At 62.6% G+C, this 25,294-nt stretch carries 24 protein-coding genes and 2 pseudogenes; 16 read left to right on the top strand and 10 right to left on the bottom strand.

All coding sequences use genetic code 11. The annotated features are described in order from the left end of the window. Positions 1-289: 289 nt before the first annotated feature. On the top strand, positions 290-1,837 hold the full coding sequence (locus KV697_RS14125) for a hypothetical protein (protein WP_219018731.1): 1,548 nt from the start codon (positions 290-292) through the stop codon (positions 1,835-1,837). Positions 1,838-1,890: 53 nt separating this feature from the next. Here the strand turns inward: KV697_RS14125 and KV697_RS14120 are convergent, their stop codons facing one another. From KV697_RS14120 to KV697_RS14110, 3 genes and pseudogenes are all read right to left on the bottom strand, one after another. Next, entirely contained in the window at positions 1,891-2,340 is a 450-nt protein-coding gene (locus KV697_RS14120; RefSeq protein ID WP_219018730.1) for a hypothetical protein, read from the bottom strand. Between the two features lie 480 nt (positions 2,341-2,820). Further along, a pseudogene (locus KV697_RS20325) lies at positions 2,821-2,946 on the bottom strand (IS5/IS1182 family transposase); the annotation flags it as partial. A 312-nt stretch (positions 2,947-3,258) separates the two neighbouring features. Further along, the gene (locus KV697_RS14110) at positions 3,259-3,696 is read right to left on the bottom strand and encodes a winged helix-turn-helix transcriptional regulator (RefSeq protein ID WP_257575350.1); all 438 of its coding nucleotides are present in this window, start codon (positions 3,694-3,696) and stop codon (positions 3,259-3,261) included. Positions 3,697-3,765: 69 nt separating this feature from the next. Here KV697_RS14110 and KV697_RS14105 point away from each other — a divergent pair, with 69 nt between their 5' ends. Both KV697_RS14105 and KV697_RS14100 read left to right on the top strand, forming a co-directional pair. Then, complete coding sequence (locus tag KV697_RS14105; protein ID WP_219018729.1) at positions 3,766-4,722, top strand: aromatic alcohol reductase; 957 nt, start codon at positions 3,766-3,768, stop codon at positions 4,720-4,722. Positions 4,723-4,753: 31 nt separating this feature from the next. Further along, a complete protein-coding gene (locus KV697_RS14100; RefSeq protein ID WP_219018728.1) occupies positions 4,754-5,992 on the top strand; it encodes an MFS transporter in 1,239 nt (412 codons plus the stop codon). A gap of 262 nt (positions 5,993-6,254) precedes the next feature. On the opposite strand, the gene KV697_RS14095 is transcribed toward KV697_RS14100, so the two are convergent. Next, entirely contained in the window at positions 6,255-7,433 is a 1,179-nt protein-coding gene (locus KV697_RS14095) for a LacI family DNA-binding transcriptional regulator (protein ID WP_219018727.1), read from the bottom strand. 29 nt (positions 7,434-7,462) lie between these two features. On the opposite strand from KV697_RS14095, the gene KV697_RS14090 reads away from it, so the two are divergent. From KV697_RS14090 to KV697_RS14075, 4 genes are all read left to right on the top strand, one after another. After that, positions 7,463-8,425 (top strand): dihydrodipicolinate synthase family protein, encoded by a 963-nt coding sequence (locus KV697_RS14090; protein ID WP_219018726.1) that lies wholly within the window; start codon positions 7,463-7,465, stop codon positions 8,423-8,425. Positions 8,426-8,603: 178 nt separating this feature from the next. Continuing rightward, complete coding sequence (locus tag KV697_RS14085; RefSeq protein ID WP_219018725.1) at positions 8,604-9,971, top strand: MFS transporter; 1,368 nt, start codon at positions 8,604-8,606, stop codon at positions 9,969-9,971. Between the two features lie 85 nt (positions 9,972-10,056). Further along, positions 10,057-11,538 carry a carbohydrate porin gene (locus tag KV697_RS14080; RefSeq protein WP_219018724.1) on the top strand — a complete coding sequence of 494 codons (1,482 nt, stop codon included), beginning with the start codon at positions 10,057-10,059 and terminating at the stop codon, positions 11,536-11,538. Continuing rightward, complete coding sequence (locus KV697_RS14075) at positions 11,535-11,945, top strand: MarR family winged helix-turn-helix transcriptional regulator (RefSeq protein WP_219018723.1); 411 nt, start codon at positions 11,535-11,537, stop codon at positions 11,943-11,945. The genes KV697_RS14080 and KV697_RS14075 overlap by 4 nt, the downstream gene beginning before the upstream one ends. 36 nt (positions 11,946-11,981) lie before the next feature. Here KV697_RS14075 and KV697_RS14070 read toward each other — a convergent pair whose 3' ends face one another. Continuing rightward, on the bottom strand, positions 11,982-12,836 hold the full coding sequence (locus tag KV697_RS14070) for a LysR family transcriptional regulator (protein WP_219018722.1): 855 nt from the start codon (positions 12,834-12,836) through the stop codon (positions 11,982-11,984). Between the two features lie 82 nt (positions 12,837-12,918). Here KV697_RS14070 and KV697_RS14065 point away from each other — a divergent pair, with 82 nt between their 5' ends. The 3 genes from KV697_RS14065 (at position 12,919) to KV697_RS14055 (ending at position 15,113) form a co-directional block, all read left to right on the top strand. Beyond that, a complete protein-coding gene (locus KV697_RS14065) occupies positions 12,919-13,380 on the top strand; it encodes a multidrug/biocide efflux PACE transporter (RefSeq protein ID WP_219018721.1) in 462 nt (153 codons plus the stop codon). Positions 13,381-13,568: 188 nt separating this feature from the next. Beyond that, positions 13,569-14,456: a dimethylarginine dimethylaminohydrolase family protein gene (locus KV697_RS14060; RefSeq protein ID WP_219018720.1), complete on the top strand. Its 888-nt coding sequence runs from the start codon at positions 13,569-13,571 to the stop codon at positions 14,454-14,456. Positions 14,457-14,951: 495 nt separating this feature from the next. Then, positions 14,952-15,113 carry a hypothetical protein gene (locus KV697_RS14055; protein WP_219018719.1) on the top strand — a complete coding sequence of 54 codons (162 nt, stop codon included), beginning with the start codon at positions 14,952-14,954 and terminating at the stop codon, positions 15,111-15,113. 228 nt (positions 15,114-15,341) lie between these two features. Here the strand turns inward: KV697_RS14055 and KV697_RS14050 are convergent, their stop codons facing one another. Next, positions 15,342-16,247: an AraC family transcriptional regulator gene (locus KV697_RS14050; RefSeq protein WP_219018718.1), complete on the bottom strand. Its 906-nt coding sequence runs from the start codon at positions 16,245-16,247 to the stop codon at positions 15,342-15,344. A 97-nt stretch (positions 16,248-16,344) separates the two neighbouring features. Here KV697_RS14050 and KV697_RS14045 point away from each other — a divergent pair, with 97 nt between their 5' ends. Further along, the gene (locus KV697_RS14045) at positions 16,345-17,295 is read left to right on the top strand and encodes an SDR family NAD(P)-dependent oxidoreductase (protein ID WP_219018717.1); all 951 of its coding nucleotides are present in this window, start codon (positions 16,345-16,347) and stop codon (positions 17,293-17,295) included. Positions 17,296-17,462: 167 nt separating this feature from the next. After that, a pseudogene (locus KV697_RS20145) lies at positions 17,463-17,947 on the top strand (transposase); the annotation flags it as partial. On the opposite strand, the gene KV697_RS14035 reads toward KV697_RS20145, so the two are convergent. The 3 genes from KV697_RS14035 to KV697_RS14025 form a co-directional block, all read right to left on the bottom strand. Then, positions 17,911-18,195, bottom strand: a complete 285-nt coding sequence (locus KV697_RS14035) for a MarR family winged helix-turn-helix transcriptional regulator (RefSeq protein WP_374011414.1) — start codon at positions 18,193-18,195, stop codon at positions 17,911-17,913. The pseudogene KV697_RS20145 and the gene KV697_RS14035 overlap by 37 nt on opposite strands. Before the next feature lie 247 nt (positions 18,196-18,442). Beyond that, the gene (locus KV697_RS14030; protein ID WP_219018715.1) at positions 18,443-20,167 is read right to left on the bottom strand and encodes a M61 family metallopeptidase; all 1,725 of its coding nucleotides are present in this window, start codon (positions 20,165-20,167) and stop codon (positions 18,443-18,445) included. A 114-nt stretch (positions 20,168-20,281) separates the two neighbouring features. Continuing rightward, positions 20,282-21,187, bottom strand: a complete 906-nt coding sequence (locus tag KV697_RS14025) for a LysR family transcriptional regulator (protein WP_219018714.1) — start codon at positions 21,185-21,187, stop codon at positions 20,282-20,284. A 154-nt stretch (positions 21,188-21,341) separates the two neighbouring features. Between KV697_RS14025 and KV697_RS14020 the strand changes: the two genes are divergently transcribed. Together KV697_RS14020 and KV697_RS14015 are read left to right on the top strand one after the other, a co-directional pair. Beyond that, positions 21,342-21,917 carry an HD domain-containing protein gene (locus KV697_RS14020; RefSeq protein ID WP_219018713.1) on the top strand — a complete coding sequence of 192 codons (576 nt, stop codon included), beginning with the start codon at positions 21,342-21,344 and terminating at the stop codon, positions 21,915-21,917. Positions 21,918-21,923: 6 nt separating this feature from the next. After that, a complete protein-coding gene (locus KV697_RS14015; protein WP_219018712.1) occupies positions 21,924-22,703 on the top strand; it encodes an alpha/beta fold hydrolase in 780 nt (259 codons plus the stop codon). A 494-nt stretch (positions 22,704-23,197) separates the two neighbouring features. Here the strand turns inward: KV697_RS14015 and KV697_RS14010 are convergent, their stop codons facing one another. After that, complete coding sequence (locus KV697_RS14010) at positions 23,198-23,734, bottom strand: TetR/AcrR family transcriptional regulator (protein WP_219018711.1); 537 nt, start codon at positions 23,732-23,734, stop codon at positions 23,198-23,200. Positions 23,735-23,838: 104 nt separating this feature from the next. Here KV697_RS14010 and sdhC point away from each other — a divergent pair, with 104 nt between their 5' ends. Next, positions 23,839-24,258 carry a succinate dehydrogenase, cytochrome b556 subunit gene (gene sdhC / locus KV697_RS14005; protein WP_219018710.1) on the top strand — a complete coding sequence of 140 codons (420 nt, stop codon included), beginning with the start codon at positions 23,839-23,841 and terminating at the stop codon, positions 24,256-24,258. Between the two features lie 139 nt (positions 24,259-24,397). After that, entirely contained in the window at positions 24,398-25,201 is an 804-nt protein-coding gene (locus KV697_RS14000) for a lipid II flippase Amj family protein (protein ID WP_219018709.1), read from the top strand. Positions 25,202-25,294: the final 93 nt, after the last annotated feature.

The following is a 25,294-nucleotide window of genomic DNA, read 5'->3' as shown; positions in this document are numbered from 1 at the left end:
CGGCGGCGCCCTTGGAAGGACCGGAATCCGGGCCGCTACCAGGATGCTGCTGAACCGAACGAACGAGACCGTCGCGTCGTTCTCAAGTGCATACGGTCGAGTCCATGAACAGCGTGATCGCATGCGTGCCAACCGGCCTGACGCGCCGCATCGCTTCTCTTCCGACCACGCTCTGTAGTGCAGGGGGAGCATGTCGATGGTCGTACGGTTCCCCCTCCGCACCGGATCGTCGTCGATCCCGATCCTGGCCAAGCCGACCGGACTGTGAGATGCCTCGTCGATGGGAAGATTGGGTCGCGACGTCTACCGCAGGAAGCTGCAGCGACTTCTCGCGCACGGGATCGACGAGCCGATGATCTCCCTGATGTCCGCCGTGGTCGCTGCGCAGGAGGGTAGCGATGCTGCGCGCGCATCGCTGCTTGACTTTCCGCCCGAGGCGGTCGGCGCCGAACTCGGTTCCCCATACCACGTACCGCTCTGGTCGATCGAAACGCTCGTCAACGAACTCCTGTGCACGCCGAAGCCGATCGGCTGGGGCGTGGGCCGTACGCGGGTATTGAATGCGGATATGTTCCGAACCGTACGGGAACTCCACCGCATCCTCATCAAGCTCGAGAACGCCGAGGACGGCATCTTCCTGGAGAAGCACGACGTCTTCGACGAAATGGCTCGGATCGCCCAGCGTCAGTTCCCTTGGCAGCGCGGCACGACCAACTTGCCGCACCTGTATCGTTCGATGCTCCTCTACGGCACGGGCACGGCCCGCGACTATTTCGAGGCGGACCTGGGCATCGCCCTGTCCGACTTCGTCAAGATCGGGGTATGCATGTCCGCCTCGCTGGCCGCCAACGACTTCGTGAGACGCGACCGCGACCTTTCGACCATCGGCATCTCGCCCGGGGTTCGGGAAGCGGCCCTGTCCCGTATCGCCCTTCCTCACGCCGAGGCCCGCCGGCGGGCGGCGGAGATGCGCAGGGGGAACCGTCACACCGCCTATCGCCCAAGCGTTCTCCGCGACTCCCCCATAATCGCGTTCGGAGCGAACGGAGAGCGCCTGCGTGCTCCTATTCCCGAGCTGATCATGTACCGATGCACCACCGGCCTGTACCTCGATGTCGTCAGGGGCGGCTCGACCGTCTGGACGGACATCGGCCGGCACTTCGAGGACTATGTTCTGGAGTACCTGCAGGCGATGATGTCGCCGTACGACGTCGTCGGCGAACGGGTGTACGGACCGAAGAAGGCACGACACCGGACGCCCGACATCCTGGTGAACAGCCATGGACGGGTCGTCGCGGCCGTCGAATGCAAGGCGAAGCGGATGAGCTTCGACGCACGGTACGCCGATGATCCGGTGGCGACCGCCTCGGTCGGTTACGAAGAACTCGCCAAGGGCATGTTCCAGATCTGGCGGTTCTTCTCGCACGCTCGACGTGGTCTGACCGGTGACATGATCGTCGCGCCAGAGTGCCGGGGCGTGATCGTGACTGCCGACAGCTGGCTGACGATGGCGACCGGACACGCCGAGCAGGTCCTCTCGTCCGCCAATGCGCTCGCTGACGCCGAGGGCCATATAGAGGATTGCGATAGGCGCGAGATCGCGTTCTGTCCGATCGACGACGTGGAGTTCGCGCTGCAGCACGGGACCGGCGAGAGCTTCCTGGATGCGTGCCGCGATGTATCCTCCGGCGATCGGAAGGGGTTCATGCTGTCGGTAGCGCACATGGCGACACGACAGGACGAACGCCCCTACCCGTTCCGATCCCGTGTCGAGGCCCTGCTACCGTGGATGGCACCTCGCACAGCGTCCACGTCCGCCCCTCGCCCTTCCGATTGATCGTCGATCGCGACGCTGACCGTCGGCTTGGATCCAATCGAACGACGGGAGTCTCAGGACCGACCATCCGCTTTCGGACACGGCCGACGGCTTGGTCGGGGACGGATGCCGCTGCCGTCTGCTTCCCTGGCTCGAAGGGTCCGCCACCGCTTGAGCGTGGCCGCCGGGCTCGCCGGACCGTACCGCTGGACGAGATCGCCTCGCCAATTGGCGTGCATGTAGATCGAGATGGCTTTGCAGCCGTTGCCGACGCCGGCCCCGTCCAGAAGATCGCACTGCGCGATGATCCCCTCCGCCTTCCCGCCGTCGAACCGATCATGAGCGCCGGTCTCGACGATGCGACCCGAATCCACCATCCGGCACCATAGATCGACCGGCGGCAATGCGAGCACGAGTTCCTCGTCCGGCACCAGGTACACCGCTCCCGACGCGGCATGCACGGCGAGGACGCGCCCCTGAACGTTGGAGAGTACCCTATGGGGTTGCCGATCGATGTCGACCATACCTCCGATCCGCAGGACGGAGCTAAGAGCCGTGTCGCGGTTCGCGGGCCTCCGGACCGCACCGATGACACTTGGCCTTTCGCGTCTGGCCGCCGGAGAGGCGGACGAGATGGAACGTCGCAGGTTCTTCGGACGGGCGTTCCGGCAGGGGCAGACCAAAGCGACGTGTCGGCGGTGTCGTCGGTCCTCCGTCGCTCCACGCCTGCCTCGGATCGGCTTCTCTGTCCGCGAAGGCGCCACCAGCCCTTTGGAGTGGACAGGTCCGCACCCGCATGCCGCTTCGTCGCCGTTCGTGTGCTTCGCACCAGGCATGCCAGACCCTTCTGATCTCATTCCAGATATAGGACAACCAAGTTATTGCCTTTTTGATCCTTTGATGTGCAAACGCTTTTCCGGATCAGCCGAACGTCGAATTAGCGGCGTCGCTCTTCCGGTGCGCACGAAGGTCGATAGCAAGTAGGCCGTAGACTCATAAGCACGCAGCCACAGCCTCATTGAGGCGAGTTGCACCATGGCGAGGAAGTTGGCGGCAAGCTTGTCGTAGTAGCGGGTGGCAACTCGGCGGACGTGTTTCAGCTTGGAGAAGAAGCGCTCGATCAGGTTACGCTAGCGCTAGAGCCGTTTGCTGAAGCATGGTTTCCAGCGCCGGTTGCTCTTCGGCGGAATGTTGGGGGTCGCGTAGATCGCTAAACGGCAGTTTCCAACCAATTCTCGCCATTCTCCCTCGACCAGCGTCATGGGCTTAGCGTGCGTTTTCGACCATTCTCTCACCGTTCTCCAGAAAAACGACCGGGCCTTTTGAAAAATGCGCCGCTGGCGGCCGGTACGGTTGGGGCGGAATGACACCCCAAGGTTTTGCGATCCCGTCTCGCATGGGATGGTATTCTGGGACTCCAAGGTGAATAGGCCGTTCGCCCGTCAGGGCTTCTCATCACCGTGATCGCGGTCGAAATTTTCCCGCGCCTTCCGGAAGCTGTCGACGTTCTCGACGATCCAGGTCCACAGGGGGACCATCCTCACCAGCAGCTCCAGTCCCGTGTCGGATAGAGCGTATTCGACGTGCGGCACCACCTCCTCGAAATCGCGACGCACCACCAGGCCGTCGCGCTCCAGATGGCGCAAGGTTCGCGTGAGCATCCGCTGGGTGATTCCGTGCATGCGTCGTGCGATGTCCGCGTGACGCAGCTGACCGTAAACGCCGAGCGTATGGATCACGCCGAGAGACCAGCGATTGCCGGCATGGGCCAGCACCTCACGACGAACCCCGTCATCATCATCCCGAAGGCCGTCGCAGACCGTCTGGGAATAACGGAGAATGTCTTCCTGGCTTAGAGCGTTCGCACCGGTATCACGCATGTACCTATCTTTCGCAGTCGTCCGACAGTTGCCAGATCACGGGCAACCAAGGTGAAAAGAGCAAGACTGATGAACGATACCACTTCTACCGTGAAGTCGCGGAACATTCTCGTCCTGGGTGCCGGCGAACTCGGCATGCCGGTCCTGCGGAATCTGGCGCGTCGCGCTAAAGACGTCGACGGGGCGAAGATCAGCGTTCTGCTTCGCGAGAGCGCCGTCGAGTCCGGTGATCCGTCGAAGCAGCGCGACATCGCGGAGATCCGCTCGGCAGGGATCGAAATCGTCCTCGGCGATCTGGTGAACGACACGATCGACGAGCTGGCGGCGCTGTTCTCGCGCTACGATACCGTGATCGGCTGCGCGGGCTATGCGGCGGGGATCAACACCCCGATGAAGCTTGCCAAGGCAGCGCTGCAATCCGGTATTCCGCGCTACTTCCCGTGGCAGTTCGGCGTCGACTTCGAGGCGATCGGCCGTGGTGGGCCGCAGGACATCTTCGATGCGCAACTCGATGTGCGCGAACTGCTGCGGTCCCAGGACAAGACCGAGTGGGTCATCATCTCCACCGGCATGTTCATGAGCTACCTGTTCGAGCCGGACTTCGGTGTCGTCGATCTGGAGAACAGCGAGGTTCATGCGCTTGGCAGCCTCGACACCGCCGTCACACTGACCACCCCGGACGACATCGGCGTGCTGACCGCCGAGATCGTGTTCTTCGAGCCGACGATCCGCAACGAGATCGTCTTCCTGGCCGGCGACACCGTCACCTATGGCGAGGTTGCGGACAAGCTGGAGGCGGCGCTGGGGCGTCCGTTCAAGCGCTCGGTCTGGTCCGTGCCCTTCCTCATGGAGGAACTGGCGAACGATCCGAAGAACATGATGCGCAAGTACCGCGCCGCCTTCGCGATCGGGCGCGGGGTATCGTGGCCGAAGGCGGGGACGTTCAACGACCGGCAGGGTGTTGCGGTGACGACGGTGTCGGACCTGATCGAAGCCGATCTGCGTAACGGTCGGCACGGCCGGTAACCCCATGCTGCAATCGTCGACCCGATCCACGATGCCGCCCGCCGAAAGCGCCGTGGCACGGTCATCGTCCGTGCCGCCCGGCGTCACGCAAGACGCCAAGCATTCCGCGACCCATTCGACTCTGGGCGTCATGCTCGTCGTGTCTTTGTCGCTGAACCTGCGACCGATGCTGACGAGCGTCGCCCCGCTGCTGCACGACATCCAGGCAGGTCTTGGGCTATCCAATGTCTGGATCAGTGTGCTGATGACCGTTCCGGTCGTCTGTCTCGGTCTATTCGGGCCACTGGCGGCACCGATGTCGCGGCGGTTCGGCCTCGAAAAGGTCCTGCTCGCCGCGATCGCGGTCGCGCTTGCCGGTGGCGTCCTGCGGTCGTTCGGTTTCGTGCCGCTCTACGCCGGCACGATCCTGATCGGCGCGGGGATTTCGCTGCTGGGCATCCTGACGCCGGTTCTCATCAAGCAGGAGTTCCCCGACAAGGTCGGCCTGATGATGGGCCTTTTCGCGATGGCGCTGGGCCTGGGCGCAGCCGTCTCGACGGCATCGGTGGTTCCCATCACCGATGCCCTGGGCGGCCGTTGGCAGACGGGCCTTGCCGTCTGGATGCTGCCGTTGATACCGGCAGCCCTGCTTGCCGTGGCCCGGCTGATGATCGGCAACGATCCGGGGCCACCCACCGTCCGGGTGCAACTGGGTATCATGCACGACCCGGTGTCCTGGCAACTCATGGGCTTCTTCTCGCTGTTCGCCTCGCTGGCCTATGCCCTCATCAGCTGGGGACCATCGATGCTGCTTGCGCGGGGTCTGGACCCCAAAACCAGTGGCTTTGTGATGTCGATCTATTTCCTGGCCCAGATGCCGAGCGGGCTGGTCGTGCCGATCATCGCCGGCAGAATGCGTGACCAGCGCCTGATTACGACGGCGATGGTGATCCTCGGTACGTTGGGAGCGATAGGCCTGCTGCTTGCTCCCGCCTGGTCGCTCACCGGCGTCGCGCTGGCCGTCGGCATCGGACAGGGGGGCGGGTTTGCGATCGCCTTGACCCTCCTCGTGCTTCGCGCAGGGACGCCACAGGTCGCGGCGAAACTCTCGAGCATGGTGCAAAGCGTCGGCTATGTGATTGGCGGGCTGGTTGGTCCCTTCGCCGTCGGGCTGCTGCACGATATCGCAGGTAGCTGGTCGATCGTCGCCCTGTTCTTCGCCGTTGTCGGCGCCGTCTCGCTGGTCCTGGGCTACGGTGCCAGTCGGAATCGGACTGTGATGGCGTCGTGACGCGTGGCGGTGCACTGTGCGCTTGGAATGACACCGCATTGTTGCGCATTCTATATCGAAGTGCGAAAACGCGGCTAAAGTGCGGAGTTCAATTGAAAGTCGGCTCAAGACAGGATCGCGACTATCGCGCACTTCGTAGTCCACGTTCGGGGATAACTCCCCGGAATATCTGTATTCCCGCAGCCTGCGATTGAAGATTCGCTTCCGATCAACGTCGGCCAGGCTGATTTCTGGGGAGATGACGCACGGCTTAACGAACCGATCACCCCCCTCGCGTCGTAAAGGCCGCCGTGCGCTCCTTCTGAACATTGGCCATTGTGGAACGCCGCGGAATGAGGGTCGGCGCGGCCATCTGGATCGGCTCGCGTGATCGGCTGCGGCCCGAGATGAACAGGTCGAGGGCCGTCATGGCGATCTGATCGAAGGGCACGCGAAGCGTCGTGAGCGGCGTTGGAAGACAGCCCACGATCGGGATATCGTTATATCCGACGAGCGATACGTCCTCGGGCACCTTGAGGCCCAGATTGATCAGCGCCGACATCGCCCCGATGGCCGTGTTGTCGTTGACGGCAAAGATCGCCGTCGGCGGCGAAGACAGGCGCATCAGGGTCAGGGCGGCATCGGTGCCAGCATCGATGCTGAACGTCGAGTCGACGATGAGATCGGGGTCGGGATCGATGCCCTGCTCGCCAAGCGCCCGAACATATCCCTCCTGCCGCCCCCTGGCGCTGGATGCATAGCCCGGCCCCGCGATAATGCCGATCCGCCGATGGCCAAGATCGAGGAGGTGCCGGGTCGCAAGGTAGCCGCCCAGACTGTCATCGCCGATCGAAGACAGACTCTTGCCGTCGGTCCTGAGCGCAAGCACGAATGGTACGCCGCGTTTGGTCAGAATGTCGGGTAGATCATCGTCGTCGCGCGCGGTGGCCAGGATCAATCCATCCACGCCCCGCTGCAACAGCGACTCGGCGGCCCTCAATTCTCCCTCGACCTGCTCGTCGGTCGTCGCGACCAGCGCGATGCGACCGGATCGCGCACAGGCGCGTGCGATGGCCTCGTACAGCATCGCCATGACCGTGTCGGTCAGCCTGGGCACGATGACGCCGATCGTCATCGTCTGCCCCCGCCGCAGGCTGGCCGCCGAGACGTCGCGAACGTAGCCGAGCTGTTCGGCGATCTGGCGCACCTTGCGCGCTGTGTCGTTGTCGGACGACGGCAGGCGCTCGTCGAGGATTCGCGATACCGTCGACTTGGAAACGCCCGCCGCCGCGGCGACGTCGAGGATCGTCACCCTGCCCGATTTGACGCCGCTGTCCATCGTCGCATTTCCCCAGGGCCGCGTCGGCCCAATCCGGCAGCCCGTGCATAAAATGCCCGAATCGATGGATTGACACCAGAAAAAACTGGATCGATAACGGGAACGTTCCCGCCAACGTTCCAAAAGGGCGGGTGAGAGCAGGAGAGAGAATTATGAGCCGTCATGATCCCGAGCCCCGCGCCGCATCGCGTCCCGCCCCCGAAAAGGTCATGGACCTGCGTGGCCTCAACCCCGCCCCCGTCACCGTCTTCACTAAGGATGGCCAGGTCGACTGGGAGCAGAACGTCAAGCTCGCCAAGTGGCTGGTGTCGGTCGAGGGCGTAAAAAGCCTGGTCATTCTGGGCCACGCCGGCGAGGGCACGTTCCTGGACCGCGACGAGCAGGTGAAGCTGATTGAGACGCTGGCGGAGGCGGTCGACGTGCCGATCATCGCCGGCATTACCGGCGAAGGCACCGAGGTCGCCGCGAAGGAAGCGAAGCGCGCGGCCGACGCCGGCGCGCTCGGCGCGCTCGTCTATCCGAGCCATGGCTGGCTGCGCTTCGGTTATCAGGCTGGCGCGCCGCAGGATCGCTACAAGGCGATCTATGAAGCCTCGGGCCTGCAGTGCATCCTGTTCCAATATCCCGATGTGACCAAGGCGACCTACAACCTCCAGACCCAGCTGGAGATCGCGGCACAGCCGGGGGTCGTCGCCACCAAGAACGGGGTACGCAACATGAAGCGCTGGGACACGGAGATCCCGGTCCTGCGCAGCGAATTCCCCGACTTGCAGATCCTGACCTGCCACGACGAATATCTGCTCCACACAATGTTCGACGTCGATGGCGCGCTGGTCGGTTATGGCAATGTGGCGCCCGAGCTGCTTGTCCAGCTCATCGAGGCGGGCAAGGCCAAGGACTATGTCCGCGCCCGCCAGCTGCACGACCAGCTACTGCCCGTGACCAAGAACATCTATCACCGCGGCAGCCATATGGAGGGTACCGTCGCGCTCAAGATCGCGCTGCGGGCCCGCGGGATCATCGACAACGCGACGATCCGCTCGCCGCTGCTCGACCTGACGCCGCAGGCCGAGGCGGAGATCGAGGCCGCGCTGAAGGAGGCGGGCATCGTCTGATCCTGCCTGACCGGGGCCCTGCCCTGTGCGGCCCCGGTCGACCACCGCCGGTCCCGTCCGGCTCACATCCCAACGAGAACAGACGCGCCAGTGGCCTTGCCGCAAGAGCGTGCCAATGGGAGAGATTGCTGTGAACGCATCCATTGCGTCTGTCGGCCGATTAGCCGACGACTATGCCATGGCCAAAAGCCAGGTTGATAGCGGAACCCTGCTGGCTCGTCTTGAGCGCCTGCCCGTCACGCGGCCCGTCCTGTGGGCGCGCGGCTGTGTCGGAATGGCGACCTTCTTCGACGGCTACACCACGATCGCGCTAGCCTATGCGCTGCCGATCTTGGCGAAGGAATGGGGGCTGGCCCCCGCAACCACCGCCGCCATCATCTCGTCCGGCTATCTGGGCCAGTTATTCGGCGCGATCTTCTTCGGCTGGCTGGCCGAGCGTATCGGGCGGCTTCCGGTACTGGCGATCTGCATCGGCATTTTCGCGGCGATGAGCGCCGCCTGCATCTTTTCATGGAGCGCCAGCTCGCTGATGCTATTCCGCTTCCTGCAAGGGATCGGGACAGGCGGCGAGGTTCCGGTGGCCAGCGCCTATGTCAACGAACTGTCGGGCGCCAAGAAGCGGGGCCGCTTCTTCCTCCTTTACGAGTTGCTGTTTCTCGTCGGCCTGACCGCAGCCGGGGGGATCGGATATTTCCTGGTGCCGTCGCTCGGCTGGCAGGCGATGTTCGTCGTCGGGATGGTGCCGGTTCTGCTCGTCATGCCGCTCCGCTTCTTCCTGTCCGAAAGCCCCCGCTGGCTCATCACGCGCGGCCGTTTGGCCGACGCCGACAAGGTCATTACAAAGCTCGAGGCCAGTGCCCTCGAACATGGTCAGCCCCTGCCGGAACCACGTGCTGTTGTCCCGCCCACTCCGGCTCCAAGCCGCCAGGCAGGGTCGTGGCGTGAATTGTTCAGTCCGCTCTACGGCCCACGCACGCTGCTGCTCTGGGTGATGTGGTTCGGCTCCTATATGATCAACAACGGCCTGCTGACCTGGCTGCCGACGCTCTACAAGACTGTCTTCAACATGCCGATCGATCAGGCGATCGGATATGGCTTCGCCATGACCGGCATCGCCCTGGTCGCCTCCTTCGTCTGTGCGGTCACGATCGACAAGGTCGGTCGGCGCAACTGGTATACCGGCGCGCTGCTCTTCGCCGCGATCCCGCTGCTGACGCTGTGGTGGCTGGGTGCCACGACCCCGGTCATGGTGTTCGCTCTGGCGACACCGGCCTTCGCCGCGCTGCAGACGGTGACCTATTCGCTCTATCTTTATTCGGGCGAACTCTACCCCACCCGCCTGCGCTCGCTGGGGGCGGGGCTGGGATCGGCGTGGCTTCGCGCCGGATCCATCACCGGTCCCTGGGTCATCGGCCTCATCATGACGAGCGGCTCGGTCGCCCCGGTCTTCCTGACCTTCGCCGTGGTCGCGGCCCTGACCGGACTGGTCGTCCTGCGCTGGGCACCCGAGACCACCGGGCGCGCTTTGGAAGAAGTCTCTCCGTAACGATGGCGGGGCGCGGCGGGGCCGCGCCCTCGACCGTCCTGTCGGCACCGACGCCGCGTCCGCGGCCCCCGTCTGGAGACCATTCATGATCCTCGTCAGCTGCCGCTGGCCCATGCTGGCCAGCGCAATCCTCGTCGCGTCGCCGTGTCTGGCGCAAAGTGCAGTCTCGGCGACGGACAAGGCCGGTCCGCCGGTGCCCCAGCCACCACAAGCCGGGGCGAAGCCGCACGCCACGGCCCCCGCCATCTTCCTCAACAACTATCCCAAGCCACAGGTGCAGGGGCCGCCGGGAGACGGCAAGCCGCTCAAGGGGCCTCTTGCAGGTGTCGGGCGATCGCTTGCGGATCGTGGCGTCTATCTGCGGCTGCTGGCCGTCGACGAGTTCGCCGGCAACGTCACCGGCGGACAGGGGCGCGGGACGGCGAATTCCTATGCCCTTCCCTTCGGCTTCGATCTCGATTTCGACCGCCTCGTCGGGTGGAAGGGGGCGGCCCTCCATTACAGCATGAACATCTCGCAGGGCTCGTCGCTGGCGGTCGATCATACCGCCAATGCGATCGGCTTCCAGACGCGCTACAAGGCGGTTCAGAACCTGCGCCTTGCCGCGCTAGCGTTCGAGCAGAATCTCTGGGGCGGCAAGGTCAACATCTCCGGCGGGCGGGTCGCGCCGCTGACCTATTTCAACCAGTCCAACATCTATTGCACCTTCCAGAGCAACTCGGTGTGCTTCAACCCGGCCGTGGTGCCGATCCAAGACCGCGCGTTGGGGTTCTTTCCCTACAACACCTGGGGCGGTCGTATCAAAGTCGCGCCGACCAGGTCCTTCTATGCGCAGATCGGAATTTTCGAGGCCAACACGTCGCTGATCCCGACCAACGGCTTCGACTGGTCGACGAAGGGCTCGACCGGCCATCAGACCGCCGTCGAGATCGGGCTGCAATCCGACAATCCCAAAGCCCGGCATCTCTATCATGTGCGGATCGGTGCCTATGGCAACACCTCCGACGTCAGCGATCCCTATCTGAACACGCGTGGGCTGCCCCGGATCGGCCAGGGAGCGGCAGGCGGCGCGGCGCTGGTCCATGATGGCCAGGCCGGCGTCTATGTCATGGGTGACGTGGCCGCGACCCATATGGGCGGCGATGTGAAGCGCCCCGTTACCCTCTTTGGCGGCGTCATCGGCGCGACCAATGATTATGTGCCGTTCAAGGCACAGGCGCTGGTAGGCGTGATCGTCACCGGTCCCTTTGCCGGGCGACCGGCCGACACCTTCGGCGTGGTGGGCAGCTATATTCGGCTCGGCGATCGCCAGCGCCAGTTCCTTCAGGCATCGCGAGCTTTGGCCGGTGGAACCGACACGGTCTTTCCAGACGAAGGCGTGTTCGAGGTCAACTACGGCATCGCGGCCTATCGCGGCGTGCGGATCAGCCCGAACATCCAGTACGTCGTCAGCCCCGACAATTTCGCAAAGCCACGGGCCGTCAAGCGATCGGGCAATATACTGGCGTTCGGCCTACGCGTCTCGATCGATGGAGCTGCATTGATGGGGATGCCCGCGCAGCGATGACGGCGAACGGACGCTGTACCACACTTGCGACCATCGACCCGATGAAGACGGGCGAAGGCAATCGCATCGGCTGCGTCGCGCCGGGGTTGCCACGTGGGCCCACTATGTTGGACAGACGCAACTCCTGCCTCCTATTTCTGCGTCACCTCGATGAACTCGCGAGCCGGGAAGGGCTTACATCGACCCAGTGGATGCTCTTGGAAGTTCTGTCCGAGGACGGCGATTGCGCCGTGAAGACATTGGCGGCGCGCCTGGTCCACGACGCCGGCGCCATGACACGGGTTCTCGATGCCCTTGAGGCCAGGCGTTTGATCGAGCGAAGACGCTGCGTGAATGACCGACGCATTCTGTTCGTAGCGATTTCTGCAGCGGGGAAGGCCGTATTGGCCCGCATAGCCAATCCGTGAGGAGCACACGGATGCCTCAGCGACGTCGTAGAGATGCTATGCGCAAATCTGCTCGATCAGCCACAGCCCGGCCGGGCCAGGCAGGTGCTGGCGCGACCAGACGACATCCATCGCCACCGGCAACAGCGGGGCGCGAAGCCGGAGCGGACTCAGCCGCCCGTGGCTGAAGCGCTTCACCATCGCACTTGGCAAGACTGCCCAACCGAGGCCCTGCGCCGCCATTTCCAGCAGGGTCAGGTAATCGGGCGCGGACCATCCGTTGACGTGGTTCGCGGCGTCGTCACCTGGGTTCCGACTGAGGTAGAGGCATCGCCACTCCGACAGGTCATCGTCGACCAGGTCATCGCGGATGGCGAGCGGGTGATCGGCGGCTACATAGATGCCGAAAGGCGAGGCATGCGTGAGGCGCGCCGCGGTGATGTCATGCGGGTAGCGCGGCTGCACCGGTCCGATGCCGATCGTGGTCGTGCGTGTCTGAAGCCTGGCGATGATCTCCTCGCTTTCCGCCGCGCTGCAATGGAGCGCGGTATCGGGGAAGCGTGCGATGAACCGCTTGGTGATCTTGCCGTCCGGATCGAAATGGAAGGCATCCGATAGCGCGAGCGACACTACGGGCTCGACCCGGTCGGCGAGGCGGATGCTCAGTGCTTCCAACCGCTCGTGCGCGGCCAGGATCGCGCGAGCGTGACCCAGAACCTGTACGCCCGCCTCGGTCAGCCGGTTATGGCGCGATCCGCGCTCGAACAGCGGAACGCCGACATCGACCTCCAGATTGGCGATCGCCGCGCTGACGGTCGACTGCGATCGTCCCATCGAGCGTGCGGCCGCGGAAAAGCTGCCGGTCGTCGCTGCGGCGACGAAGGCGCGGAGGAGTTCGGGGGCAAACGACATATCGATCAAACCGATGGCTGCTCATTGTTGGCTATCGCTAAGGACGCGCTAGATCCCTTGTCGTCAAGCAGGGGAGTGAACCATGGGTCACCAACTTCGCAGCATCCGAGAACGCGTCGTTCATGCGATCGGCTTCGAGGTCATTGCCGTCGCGATCTGCTCACCGGTGGTGGCCTATGCACTCGATCGACCATTGGCGAGCACCGGGCTCTTGTCGGTCATGATGTCGACGATCGCGACGCTCTGGAACCTCGCCTATAACTGGATCTTCGATCGGCACGTCCCGCTCGAGGGACGGACGCTTGGCGTACGCGTCGCCCATGCGATCGGCTTCGAGGCGGGGCTTGTGCTCACCTGCGTGCCGCTTGCCGCCTGGTGGCTGAGCCTCACACTGATGCAGGCGGTGGTCGTCGAGGCCGCCTTCCTCCTTTTCATCCTGCCCTACACCGTCGCCTACAACTGGCTGTTCGATCGGGTCACCGGCCGAACCGCGACTGGCGGAACCAGGGGCATCGCCGTTTCTTTTGAGGATCATCAACGATGACAATATCCCGTCGGACCATGCTGTCAGGCGCGGCAGTCGGATTGGCTGCCAGTCCCGCCATAGCTGCAAATGCAGCATCCACCTGGAACGGAAAGTCGAAACCAATGACGCAAGTTCATGTCGAAAGCGAATTCGCGCCGCTCCGCATAGTGGTACTGACCCAATCCCAGGTCGCCTTTCCCAAAAACATGGCCGCAAGCGATGATCTCCGGTTCCTCGACGGCGCGAGCGTGGAAGCGCTGAAAGATGGCGGCGACTTTGCCGATCTGTTCCCGGAGAAGCAGAAGGCGTGGGAGGCGGAGCGCGAAGCGTTCCGTCAGGTCCTGGTGGGTCACGGCGTGGAGGTACTGCGCCCGCGCCTGCTGACGGACGCGGAGAAGGCCGCCGCTGCCGACAATGGCTATGCCAATTTCTTCGTCCGCGATCCCTTCTTCACCGTCGGCCCGAATGTGATCGAAGGGTCGCTGCGGTTTCTTCACCGTCGACGCGAGGTGCTGCCGGTTCGGCCGATCATCGCGCAGCAAGTCCTGCCGTCGAACGCTGCCTATGTCGCCGTGCCGATGCCCGAGATCGCGGCGAAGGACGACAAGACGCTGGGCGCCGGACCGTTTCTCGAAGGAGGCGACGTGCTGGTGCTCGGGCGGCATGTGTTCGTCGGTACGTCGGGGCTGGCAAGCAATGCGCAAGGCGTCCGCTTCCTGTCCAAGCTGCTGACGCCACAGGGCTACACGGTGGAACGTGTCAGGCTTCGTGACGACATCCTGCATCTCGACTGTGCACTGGGCCTCATCCGTGACGGCCTGATGGTCGCCTGCCGCGATGCCTTTCTCGATGGCATTCCAAACCTGTTGAAGCACTGGGAAAGGATCGATGTGTCGTTGGAAGAGGCGAAAGCGCTTGCGACCAACGGGCTGCCGCTGTCCGACCGGGTCTATGTCACCGATCCGGCGTTCGCGACCATCGGCAACGCGCTGCGCCGGCACGGGATCGCGGTGGAATACGTCAAGTACGACATCAGCCGGTCGTTCGGCGGCTCCTTCCGCTGCAGCACGCAGCCGCTGCTACGTCGGAACTGACATCGGTTTCGCCCGTACCTCGCCTCGGCTTCGCATAACCGGCTAATATTTCATCAAATCCGCAGATTCTACACAGACCATCATGCTGAATATATCTGGAAGATTAATGACGTAACTTTGGATTTTTTGGCCGCATCCACTTTCAAATCACGTTCCAGACAGCGAAATTATCGACGCACCTTCGATGAAACATGCCATCGATAACAAACTTGGATGTCTCTCAAGTCGAATTTCGTCATTCGAAAGCGCGGCTCCAACCTGAACGGGCATGTCTGTAGCTCCAAGCTGGCCTTTGCCTGCATTGAAGGGCCCGAGGAAATTCTAACGAAAGGAGTCAACGACGATGACCTCAGCATATCGGCGCTGTGTTTTACGGAAGGGGAATACACCGAATTACAAGATCGGCGCACTGCGGGCTAGTTTAACAGCGCCTCCGGCGGCTATAGTTCGAGTGAGAGGTTCCCAAGGATTTTGGTCTTGAGGAAACACCTTCCAATGGCGCATAACGGTTCGGCTGCGCTCCATCAGTCGCTCAACATGCTGAACAACATTGACAATCCTCGCTGCGTTCCCGGATACGCAGTGATCGACAGTATCAATCGTGGCCAGGAAAGACAGGAAACGGCTTGTGCAAGCCCGATCAATCTCAAGGATTGAGATATTGTTTCTGCGCAATCACAAATTACAACATCCGCTAGGTAGATCTCAGGGAGGTCGGATTTTAGAAAGATGTCTGCTTTGGCATCATGGGCGGAAATGGCGATTTCTTGACGATCAATGTTGCTAAATAGCTAGTGACGGAGAGCCGCGTGTGACCAGGCCTGCTGACGTGACGTGCCCCTTTTCCCAACCTGCTCTCCAGCGGTCGCACACAATGGATAAAGTCTAAGTATTTCTTGCCTGTCGCGGCGTCATGCCGACGATCCTCTTGAATGCTGTGCTGAACGCGGCTTCCGATTGGTAGCCACTTTCCGCAGCGATAGTTGCGACCGAGGTCTTGCCCAGCCGCAATTGCCCTTTGGCAAGAAGCATGCGCCAACCAGTCAGATACTCCATGGGTGATTGCCCAACGACCTGCTTGAAGTAGGTCGTGAAGCTGGTGCGCGACATGCCCGCTTCTCGCGCAAGTTCCTGCAGAGACCAGTTGTTGGACGGCCGCGCGTGCATGGCCGCAACCGCCCGGCTGAGGCGATTGTCCCCCAGCGCACGCAACCAGTTAGCCCCTTCTGGAGGCCCCTCGGCCAGATAGATACGCATCAGGTGCACAAGCATGACGTGCGCGAGGTGTTCGGCCAGGAGGCTGGATCCGGGCTGGTCGCTGCCGAGTTCGTCCGCGAACTGTGTAAGGCAGAAATTCAGTACCTTTGCATGCGGTGAGGCATGTCGGACGATCAATACCGGCGGCAACGCCGTTATCATCTCCGCTCCGTTGCCGGGATCCAGAGCAAAACCGCCGCCAACCACCTGCACGTTGTCCTCGCCGACGCTGGGTGCGATGGGCCATCTGGCATTCTTCTCCAACTCGGTCGCGTCGCGCGGAGCAAGCTCGGGCTGACTTGCAAGCTGGAAAGGCAGGCCCCGGGTCATCAGAAAGCAGTCGCCGGCACGCATATGCTGCCAGGGGTCTTCGCCCTCGAGCCGCAGCCAGCACTCCCCGCGCATGATGGCACAGAATTTGATGCTCTCGTGCCCGGAAAACCGAAAGCACCATTCACCGGAAAGTTCGAGCCCGCTGCCAATCGCACTGCGCGGGCGAAGCAGCATCAAAACCTGGGAAAGCGGATCGATCATGTACGCTCGCGAAAGTTATGCGGACGATCAATCATAGATCGTCCTGGATATCTTGTCTAATCCACCGGTGGAAGCAAAGAAATTCGCAGGAGCCGTTATGTCCACCAAACAGTCACCACTCCCCTCGGGTTTCAACAAGCGCAATACGGCTCAAGAAGTGCTGCAGGGCATTGATCTCACCGGCAAACTTGCCGTCGTTACCGGCGGCTACTCCGGGATCGGTATCGAGGCCGTGAAGGCGCTGGCGGGCGCTGGGGCGGAAGTCATCGTGCCGGCGCGTCGGCACGATGTTGCCGCCGAAGCGCTTTCGGGCGTCGCAAGGGTACGGCCAGCGACCATGGATCTGGCCAGTCTAGAATCGGTTCGGGCATTCGCCGATTCGCTTCTGAGCGAGGGGCGCCACATCGACATGCTCATCAACAACGCCGGCATCATGGGAACCCCGGAAAAGCGCGTCGGTGCGGGATGGGAAATGCAGTTCGCCGTCAATCATCTCGGCCATTTCGTTTTCGTGAATCGCCTCTGGCCCTTGCTGCGTGGAGGAGCCCGCGTGATCTCGCTTTCCTCGTCGGGCCACGGTGTGAGCGACATCCGTTGGGACGACATCAATTTTGAGCGGGGCTATGACAAATGGCTGGCCTACGGTCAGTCCAAGACCGCCAATTCGCTGTTCGCGGTCGAACTCGACCGCTTGGCCGCAAAGGAGGGCGTACGCGCTTTTGCGGTCCATCCGGGCAGCATCCTCAGCCCGTTGCAGCGGCATATGTCACGTGAAGAGTTGATGGGCTATGGCTGGCTAGACGCCAAGGGGCGCCCAGTCGAAGCCATTCTAAAGTCAACCCAACAGGGAGCATCTACTGAGATTTGGGCTGCAACTTCGCCCAAGCTCGTGGGTATGGGTGGTCTCTACCTCGAAGACAATGATGTAGCGCCTATATCAGCAAAGCTTGGGGATCTGGGGGTTCGGCCTTACGCCGTCGATTCTGACAGTGCACGCAGACTGTGGCAGATCTCGGTAGAGATGACCGGAGAAGACGCGTTCTCCTAAGGGCGGCTTATGCCGAGGGCGCTATGCTTGAGGATACTCTTATTCAAGCGGCGCCCTTGGCGCAGAGTTCAAGACTTCGATCGGAGGTGACCTGCTGCCGGTTTTCTGGACCGCTTGGAGCTGGAAAATTCCAGTTATGAAGGAGGGCCAAGGAAGCGGAGCGAGCGATGAAGAGGTCGAAGTTTTCGGAGGCGCAGATCGCCTTCGTGCTGAAGCAGGCCGAGGACGGCACGAGTGTTGGCGAGGTGTGCCGCAAAACCGGGATCAGCGAAGCGACGTTCTACGCCTGGCGCAAGAAGTATGCAGGGCTGATGCCGTCGGAGATGCGGCGGCTGCGCCAGCTTGAGGAAGAGAATGCCAAGCTGAAGCGGTTGGTCGCTGACCTGAGCCTCGACAAGGCGATGTTACAGGATGTCGTCTCGCGAAAGCTCTGAGGCCTGACCGGCGCCGGCAGCTCGTCGACGATGTTCGCAGCACCTGGCAGGTCAGCATCAGGCGGGCCTGCGGGGTGCTCCGGGCGGAGCGGTCGAGCTACCACTATCGTGGGTGCCGCGCAGATCAGGCCGACCTGAAGAAGCGGATGAAGGAGATCGCCGAGACGCGGGTACGATATGGCTATCGCCGTATCCACGTGCTGCTCCGGCGCGAGGGCTGATAACCCTCGACATAGCCAGCGACGACCTTCTCGCCCTTTTCAGTGATCGACAGCGCCACGGTTCGCCGGTTCGCCTCCGATCGCTCGCGCTTTGCCATGTCCCGGCGCACCAGACGATCGATCGACGACGACATCGTGGTCAGCGCAACCTGATGACTTCGAGCCACATCCCCCAGGGTACATCCGGGATGCTCGTTCACGAACAGGAGGGTCTGAACGTCGAGGGCGGTGAGCGAACTTTCCATCGCCGACGCAGCCTCGGTGATTTTGAATCGACGGGTGAATCGCTCGAAAGCCAGGGTGAGTTGTCGGACCTGTTCGGCTGTGGGTTCTATCATGCCCCCTTGAACCATCTTTGCTCGAAAGAGGCCATGACCGTGCAGTCACAAGCGGAGGGCGGTCAGCTTTCCCGATTGGGATCGAGAAACGGGAGAATATTAGGCTTCTCGAAACGTCTGAATGACGCGATTTCGGGAAAATCGGTGCCTTCTATCAGCCGAGCGTTGCGCTCGCCATTCCGCCCAAAGTCTGCCCGCATTGCCGGTCACTTGGCCTTGTGATCTGCAACTGCTGGACGGAAACCCGCTCCTTCCCTTGCGGAAGGTAACGAATGGTGCGCTTTGCACCCTGATCCTCGACCAGCAGTCCATAGGGAACAAGGGCGTTGTCCGGTTCCCCTTCGGTTCGTTCAAGAATCTTCATGCCGTTACGCAGGCCCGCCGCATAGGCGGGATGGCCAGGATCAATTCCCGTCACGACGTTGCCGGCAGCGGCGGTCGCCTCGGCATCGAACCCTCGTGAGAAGGAGGGGCGTTGTTCGGTGACGATCGTCGCGCATGACCCGAAGGTGTCGGCGGGCAACAGGATCGGCTCCCCGCGAGCCAGATGGCGTGCCTCGTCGTCATCCACACTCAGTCGACTGCGCGCGGCCAGACGGCGAAAGATGTCGGTCGCGTAGCCGTCGGACGTACGGGCCGCCGCTAATTGCGCAAGCATCACCGTATCGAGGTTTGTCCGTCCGCCACTGGCCTCCAGTAGTCGCCGGTTCCAGATCGCAGCAAGGAGCGCCCCTCGCTGATAGGCAAGCTTCTGCGCAGCGTCATTGTCCCAGAAGGCAGATGCCGCCTTCGCGCCCGTCAAGGTCTGCACCGGCGATCCGGCATAGGCGGCCAGCATCTCGTTCCATTGGGCGGCGAAGTCGGCCGGGGAAATCACGCCGGCACGAACCATTAGGGCTCGCGCGTAATAGTCGGTGAAGCCCTCGCTGAACCAATAATGCGCCGGTCGCGTATCCCGATCTTTGGGCATCGTGCCGAGCCGGGCGGGGTTCCAGCTATGAAAATACTCGTGGGCGAGCAGCCATTTCATGCGGTCCAGCGGTGCGCGTTGATCGACCCATAGCGCGAAGGCATCACCGCGACCGGTGCCACCGAAGCTCATCACCGCCGGCTTGCCCACGAGGGGAGCCGCCGTCACCAGAAAGGGCGCACCCCGGTCCGTCCGCCAGAAATCCCGCTCAACGGTGATAACCCGCCGGGCGAGGTCATCCAACTGCTCCGGCGTGAAGGCGTAGCTACCAATCGTTGCTACGCGTACGCCGGACCCGTCCCGTGCCGGAAACGTCCTGAGGTCATGTCCGCCGATGACGATACTTTCCAGCGCGTCGGCCACGGTGCCGGGGCGAAGCGCCGCGCGGGTCCGGCCCGCGAGATGTTCGAGATCAGACACGAAGCCGATCCCCGATGCGCCTGTCCAGTCGAAGGTCGCGGGCGCTTTCTCGCGGTCGGCGGGGAAGCCGAACAGCGCGTTGCCCGCGGCATAGAACCAGCCCGGCCGGACAACTGGTCGCGCCTGTTCGCTGTCCTCGACGGTCGGATCGTGGTCATATGCCGACACGATGCGATAGGTCACAGTCAGGCTCGCGTCGGGGGCGGCGCGGATGCGCCAATGCCCGTCATTGCTCTGTTCGACGCCCGTCGCACCCTGGACCTTCAGATCTCGCGCCCATTGCCACAGGTGACGCTCGCCGCTCCAACCGTCATCCCATCGGAAGTCAGTGGTGCCCGAAGGATCAGCGCGGAAGCGGACCTGGACCCGCAAGGCCGTGAGATTGCCGCCGGATACCTCCGGCGCCAGCATATATTGGACGGGCTGCTGTGCGAATGGTGGTGCGGCAGACACCAACATCAGGGCGGCGATACTAAAGAGGAGGCGCATGTCCCCATGGTAGCGACGGTGCGCGCTTCGACAATCATACTTTCCCGTTTGGGAACGGCGGGTGGGACGGCCTGAGCCGTCCCATTTGCGATCGAGAAACGGGAAATTGGCGGCTCATTCCAACCCAGATTTCGAGGTTTTCGCGCGGTCGTCTTGGCGTAGCTCTTGGGCGAGGAAGTCGAGCAGCACCCGTACCTTGGCGGATGGTCGCTTGCCTGGTGCATAGACCGCCTGCACCAACAGCTCGGGTGGGTGCCAAGCGGCGAGTAACGGGCGCAGCTCGCCGTTCCGTATGTGTGGAGCGAACACGAACGCCGGGCCGTAGGCGATGCCAAGGCCAGCGAGCGCCGCATCGAGCAGCACGGTCATGTTGTTCGAGCGCATCCGAACGGGGCCAGCGATCCGATGTGTCTCACCAGATGCCGCCTGCACGGTCCAGTCGCTGACCGACACGGCTTCGCTGAACTCGAGCCGCAGGTGCGCTTGCGCCGCTTCCAGCGTGTCGCGCGCGGGGTCGTCGCCGATCAGTACGGGCGCGCCGCACAACAGCATCGGGCAGGTCTCCAGCTTGCGCCCGATCAGTGCGGAGTCCGCCAGGCGGCCGATCCGCACGGCCAGGTCGATGTCGCCCTGCTGTAGGTCGGCATAGGTGTCGCCAAGGTTCACGTCGAGAACCACCCTGGGATGGGCCGCCATGAAGCGCGCGAAAACGGCGCGCAGTCGGGTCGTGCCATAAAGCAGGGGGGCGGATAGGCGGAGAGGGCCGCTGATCGCGGCTTCCGCGTCGCCAGCCTCGTCGCGCGCCGCCTCATATTCCTGCAAGATGCGCTGGCAGCGGGCGTAGAACGCCTGGCCCGGCTCGGTGAGCGCGAGCGTCCGCGATGTGCGGGTGAGCAGCCGGGCACCCACCTCCTGCTCCAATCGTGCGACGTGCTTGCCGGCCATCGATGGCGACAGGCCGTGGTGACGCGCCGCGCCCATCAATGAGCCGAGCCGTACCGCAGTGACGAACACAGCCATGCCCCGCAACCGATCCATGCCACCCGATACCATCATTATCGGATGGTGATAAGGATCACCGGCTTCCGCTCACGTCATGAACACTGCATCTGGTTTCGGCACCGTGAGGCCCGAACCGATGGACTATCCTGATACCCCGATCTGCTTGGCGACGATGGCGCTGGCGCGCGATCACTCGCCCGCCTTCCTCTACAATCACCTGATGCGGAGCTTCGGCTTCGGCCGGCAGGCCGGCCGGGCGCAAGGTGCCGCGTTCGACGAAGAGATGCTGTTCGTCGGGTGCCTGCTGCACGACCTTGGCCTGGTCGACCGGTTCGTGGCCGGGGAACGGTTCGAGATAGACGGGGCAGATGCCGCAGCCGATTTCCTCTCCCGGCAAGGCTACCCTGACGCCAAGATCGCCATCGTCTGGGACGCCATCGCGCTTCACACCACGCTCGGCGTGCCGCAGCGCAAGGCCCCGGAGATTGCCTTGGTCCAGCTCAGCGCCGGCATCGACGTGGGTGCCGCTCCCCGCGAGCTGATCGGGACGGAAGCGGTCGATGCGATCCTGGCGGAGTGGCCGCGGCTCGGGTTCAAAGTGGCGTTCTTGGAGGCCATGGCCCGCATCGCCAGGCAGAAGCCCGCAACCGGTGCCGTCAACCTGATGGGCGAGGTCGGTCGGCACCAGAAGGGCCTGCCGATCCCGGACTTCTGCCAGATCGTCCACAACTCTCATTTCACGGAGTAGGCCACCATGCCCTTCACCAACGATAAGCCTCGCATCCATTTCGAGGATCGCGGCGCAGGCGAGCCTGCCCTCGTGTTCCTGCACTATTGGGGCGGCTCCTCGCGGACCTGGCGCCACGTCATCGATCGGCTCGACAACCAATTCCGCACCGTCGCGCTCGATCAGCGCGGGTGGGGGCAGTCGGACGCGTCCGAGAAGGGGTATGCGCTCGCCGACATGGCGGACGACGCGGAGCGGCTGATCGCTTCCTTGGGCCTGTCCCGCTATGTGCTGGTTGGTCACTCAATGGGCGGCAAGGTCGCGCAGCTCATCGCGTCACGGCACCCGGCCGGCCTCGTTGGCCTAGTGCTGGTCGCGTCCGCTCCGCCCACCCCCTTGGCGCTTGAGGGGCCGGCCCGCGACATGATGGCGACGGCCTACGATACCCGCGAAAGCGTCGAGGCGACGATCGACCATGTGTTGACGGCCAGCACGCTTGGCCAGACGGATCGCCAACAGATCATCACGGATAGTCTGGGCGGCGCGGCGCAGGCAAAACGAGCCTGGCCCGCACAGTCGAGCGGCGAGGACATCACGGCGGCGACGCAAGCCATCAACGTGCCGGTCGCGGTAGTAAGTGGTGAAGGCGACCGGGTGGATACGGTCGACACGGTGCGGGCGAAGCTGCTTCCTCACCTCAAGCACCACCGATTCACGGTCCTATCTGGCGTCGGGCATCTGCTGCCGTTGGAAGCGCCGACCGAAATTGCCGGGCTGATCGCAGCGTTCGTGGCGTCGGTTAAGTAGCTGTCCGCCCAAGAGGTGATCTCTCCAAAGCCCCGAGAGTAACAGCTTGAAACGACCTTCAATAGTAACCGATCGGCTGACACTGCGCCCTCATGCACTCGATGATGCCGAGGCGGTTTATGCTCTGCCGAGGGATGAGGCGGTGCTGCGCTTCATTCGTGGTCTACCGGTCACGCGGGAAGAAGCGATGGGCGCGATGCTAGGATGGTACGATCGTGAGCGCCCCCGAGACGCGCTGTGTCTGCATTATTGACCCCGAGAACACGTCATCGATCAGGCTGGCGGCGAAGCTGGGCTTCGAACGATATGGCCTTGCCAACTACCGGGAGGCCAAGGTTAGCAAGTACGAGCGTCACCGTCATGATCGAGGTCGCGACCCTCGATCATGACGGTAACGCCCCACTCGCCCCAGCCCTTTCCCAAAAACGAACGGCGGGTGGGACGGCCTGAGCCGTCCCATTTGCGATGGTGAAGTGGGAGAAGCTGAAGCTACGTCAGACCGTATGCTTACGCGCGTGCCCTAAAACGGCTCTCAAAGCGACCGAGGCGAGCCGCCCTGCATCATGCCCGGTAAGGCCGCTTCCTACAGGACCATAGGTAAGCCCGACGACGATCGCGACGATTTCGTCGGGCCGTAAAGTTTCATCATGATCCGGAAAAAACGCTGTGATTGCTTCACCTACCTCGACCCATCGAGCAGCGAAGAGTGCAGGCAAGTCGCCAGTCGCAGGTCCACCAATGCGCGCTGCCTCAAGGATCAGCAACGCTACATCCTGCGAGTTACTTCGCTCTGCTACCCACTCCGAGACCGCAGCAATCACCTGATCGCCGGTCGTGCACGCCGCAATTATCTTCAATAGGCGGGGCGTCGCTTCGTCTGCGAGCGCGGTAACGAGGCAAACCAGCACGTCATCCTTGGACGTGAAATGGGCATAGAATGCCCCGCGCGTAAAGCCCGCTTCCCGCACGATCGCGTTGATGGTCGTGTGCGCGAAGCCTTCTTTCAGGAAGAGAGCGTTTGCAGCCGCCAATAGGGCTGTCCGGGTGGCGGCTGCGGTTTCAGTGCGTGTCGGACGGGTCATACGCAGAGTATAGCATTGCAAAAGCTCAGATACATGATGTATTTGGATACAGCATGTATCTGAAACGAGGTTGTGATTTGCCTGAGCGCTCTCCCTATCGGCGTCCTCTCTCGCCTCATTTGACTATCTGGCGTTGGGGGCCGTGGGCTATCGTCTCGATTGTCCATCGCATTACGGGTGTTGGGCTGGCGCTTATTGGCGTGCCCGCGCTGATCTGGTTTCTTAGCGCGGTAGCTTCCGGTCCGAGGGTATATACCCACTTCCTTTTATTCTGGTCAGGCTGGTTCGGACGGCTGCTGTTGATCGGACTGACATGGGCGGTGTTCCAACACATGCTGTCGGGCGTGCGCCATTTCTTCATGGATGTGGGTGCCGGTTATGAGCTTAAGACAGCACGTCGGTCGTCACTGATGGTTTTCACCGGGGCAACCATCCTGACGATCAGCTATTGGGGCTGGCTGTTGCTCCGCTAGTTGTCCTGAAAATGAACGGCGGGTGGGACGGCGAAGGCCATCCCATTTGCGATGGTATTTCGAGAAACCGCATTTCAGGGCCAGATATATGGGGATGAATGGGCTGCATCAGCCGCCAAAATATGGTGTAGCCTGAGAAATGGACCGGCAACTCGTCATCATCTGCGCACTCACCGCAGGCATCAATCTCATTGGTACGCTTGCTTACGCTGCCCGGATCGCCGGGGTCCGAACTGGTCGCATTGCCATGAGCTTTGCGCTGTTCAACATGCTTGTATTAGTCAGCCGAACCTCGAACAGCTTTCTCGGTCCGTTCCTCGCTAAACGGATCGAAACGCGCATAGCCAACGGTGGTGGCGCATCCCTGACCCATGACTTTCGGATCGTACTATCAAGCGCGAGTCTCGCCGTATTCCTTGGCATCCTGCTTGTGCCCACGGGTCAGCGTCTGTTCGCTAGAGCGATCGGCTACTTTCAGCAGCACCGATCGACAGGTCGGATGCTGTTGCGAACGGCAACACCAGCGGGGCTCTCCGCGATAAGGCAGTCTGTGCGAATACCGACCTCCACGCATTTGCGTGATCTGGCCCGTCCACGCGGCGTAGGTTGGGGCGTCCTCACAGCAAATGTGCTCGCTCAAGCCCTTATCACGGTCGGAGTGCTCGCCTCCCTCTATGCTGGCTATCTCAATCCGGCGTTCCGAGTGACCGCATCCCAGCTATCGGCTGTGATTAACGGGTTTGCGACAATCCTCTTGTTTGCGCTCATCGACCCCCAACTTTCCGTTATGACCGACGACGTGGTTGAAGGACGTGTTGATGCTGCTCTGTTCCGCCGAACCATCGTTTGGGTCTCGCTGAGCCGACTACTCGGCACGGTGCTTGCCCAGATATTCTTTGTGCCAGCTGCTATGCTGATCTCCCTGATTGCATCTGCGGTTTAGTGTGGATCATGTTGGATTTGATCCAGCGGTCTTGATTTTGAACGGCACGCGGCACGGTCGCAGCCGTCCCGTTTGGGAAGGTTCAGAGGGACA

It is taken from the genome of Sphingomonas sanguinis (genome assembly GCF_019297835.1).
Lineage (GTDB): Bacteria > Pseudomonadota > Alphaproteobacteria > Sphingomonadales > Sphingomonadaceae > Sphingomonas > Sphingomonas sanguinis_D.
Note: the sequence above shows the minus strand (reverse complement) of the source record. Positions and strands in the feature narration are given on the sequence as shown.

What these genes read in the sequence shown, in the direction of transcription:
- KV697_RS14110 (WP_257575350.1), bottom strand. Translation starts at nt 3,696, where the DNA reads ATGCGTGATACCGGTGCGAACGCTCTAAGCCAGGAAGACATTCTCCGT.
- KV697_RS14120 (WP_219018730.1), bottom strand. Translation starts at nt 2,340, where the DNA reads ATGGTCGACATCGATCGGCAACCCCATAGGGTACTCTCCAACGTTCAG.
- KV697_RS14100 (WP_219018728.1), top strand. Translation starts at nt 4,754, where the DNA reads ATGCCGCCCGCCGAAAGCGCCGTGGCACGGTCATCGTCCGTGCCGCCC.
- sdhC (WP_219018710.1), top strand. Translation starts at nt 23,839, where the DNA reads ATGTATCTGAAACGAGGTTGTGATTTGCCTGAGCGCTCTCCCTATCGG.
- KV697_RS14035 (WP_374011414.1), bottom strand. Translation starts at nt 18,195, where the DNA reads ATGGAAAGTTCGCTCACCGCCCTCGACGTTCAGACCCTCCTGTTCGTG.
- KV697_RS14020 (WP_219018713.1), top strand. Translation starts at nt 21,342, where the DNA reads ATGGCGCTGGCGCGCGATCACTCGCCCGCCTTCCTCTACAATCACCTG.
- KV697_RS14075 (WP_219018723.1), top strand. Translation starts at nt 11,535, where the DNA reads ATGACGGCGAACGGACGCTGTACCACACTTGCGACCATCGACCCGATG.
- KV697_RS14000 (WP_219018709.1), top strand. Translation starts at nt 24,398, where the DNA reads ATGGACCGGCAACTCGTCATCATCTGCGCACTCACCGCAGGCATCAAT.
- KV697_RS14050 (WP_219018718.1), bottom strand. Translation starts at nt 16,247, where the DNA reads ATGATCGATCCGCTTTCCCAGGTTTTGATGCTGCTTCGCCCGCGCAGT.
- KV697_RS14090 (WP_219018726.1), top strand. Translation starts at nt 7,463, where the DNA reads ATGAGCCGTCATGATCCCGAGCCCCGCGCCGCATCGCGTCCCGCCCCC.
- KV697_RS14080 (WP_219018724.1), top strand. Translation starts at nt 10,057, where the DNA reads ATGATCCTCGTCAGCTGCCGCTGGCCCATGCTGGCCAGCGCAATCCTC.
- KV697_RS14015 (WP_219018712.1), top strand. Translation starts at nt 21,924, where the DNA reads ATGCCCTTCACCAACGATAAGCCTCGCATCCATTTCGAGGATCGCGGC.
- KV697_RS14055 (WP_219018719.1), top strand. Translation starts at nt 14,952, where the DNA reads ATGGCGCATAACGGTTCGGCTGCGCTCCATCAGTCGCTCAACATGCTG.
- KV697_RS14030 (WP_219018715.1), bottom strand. Translation starts at nt 20,167, where the DNA reads ATGCGCCTCCTCTTTAGTATCGCCGCCCTGATGTTGGTGTCTGCCGCA.
- KV697_RS14065 (WP_219018721.1), top strand. Translation starts at nt 12,919, where the DNA reads ATGGGTCACCAACTTCGCAGCATCCGAGAACGCGTCGTTCATGCGATC.
- KV697_RS14085 (WP_219018725.1), top strand. Translation starts at nt 8,604, where the DNA reads ATGGCCAAAAGCCAGGTTGATAGCGGAACCCTGCTGGCTCGTCTTGAG.
- KV697_RS14060 (WP_219018720.1), top strand. Translation starts at nt 13,569, where the DNA reads ATGGCCGCAAGCGATGATCTCCGGTTCCTCGACGGCGCGAGCGTGGAA.
- KV697_RS14045 (WP_219018717.1), top strand. Translation starts at nt 16,345, where the DNA reads ATGTCCACCAAACAGTCACCACTCCCCTCGGGTTTCAACAAGCGCAAT.
- KV697_RS14070 (WP_219018722.1), bottom strand. Translation starts at nt 12,836, where the DNA reads ATGTCGTTTGCCCCCGAACTCCTCCGCGCCTTCGTCGCCGCAGCGACG.
- KV697_RS14025 (WP_219018714.1), bottom strand. Translation starts at nt 21,187, where the DNA reads ATGGCTGTGTTCGTCACTGCGGTACGGCTCGGCTCATTGATGGGCGCG.
- KV697_RS14105 (WP_219018729.1), top strand. Translation starts at nt 3,766, where the DNA reads ATGAACGATACCACTTCTACCGTGAAGTCGCGGAACATTCTCGTCCTG.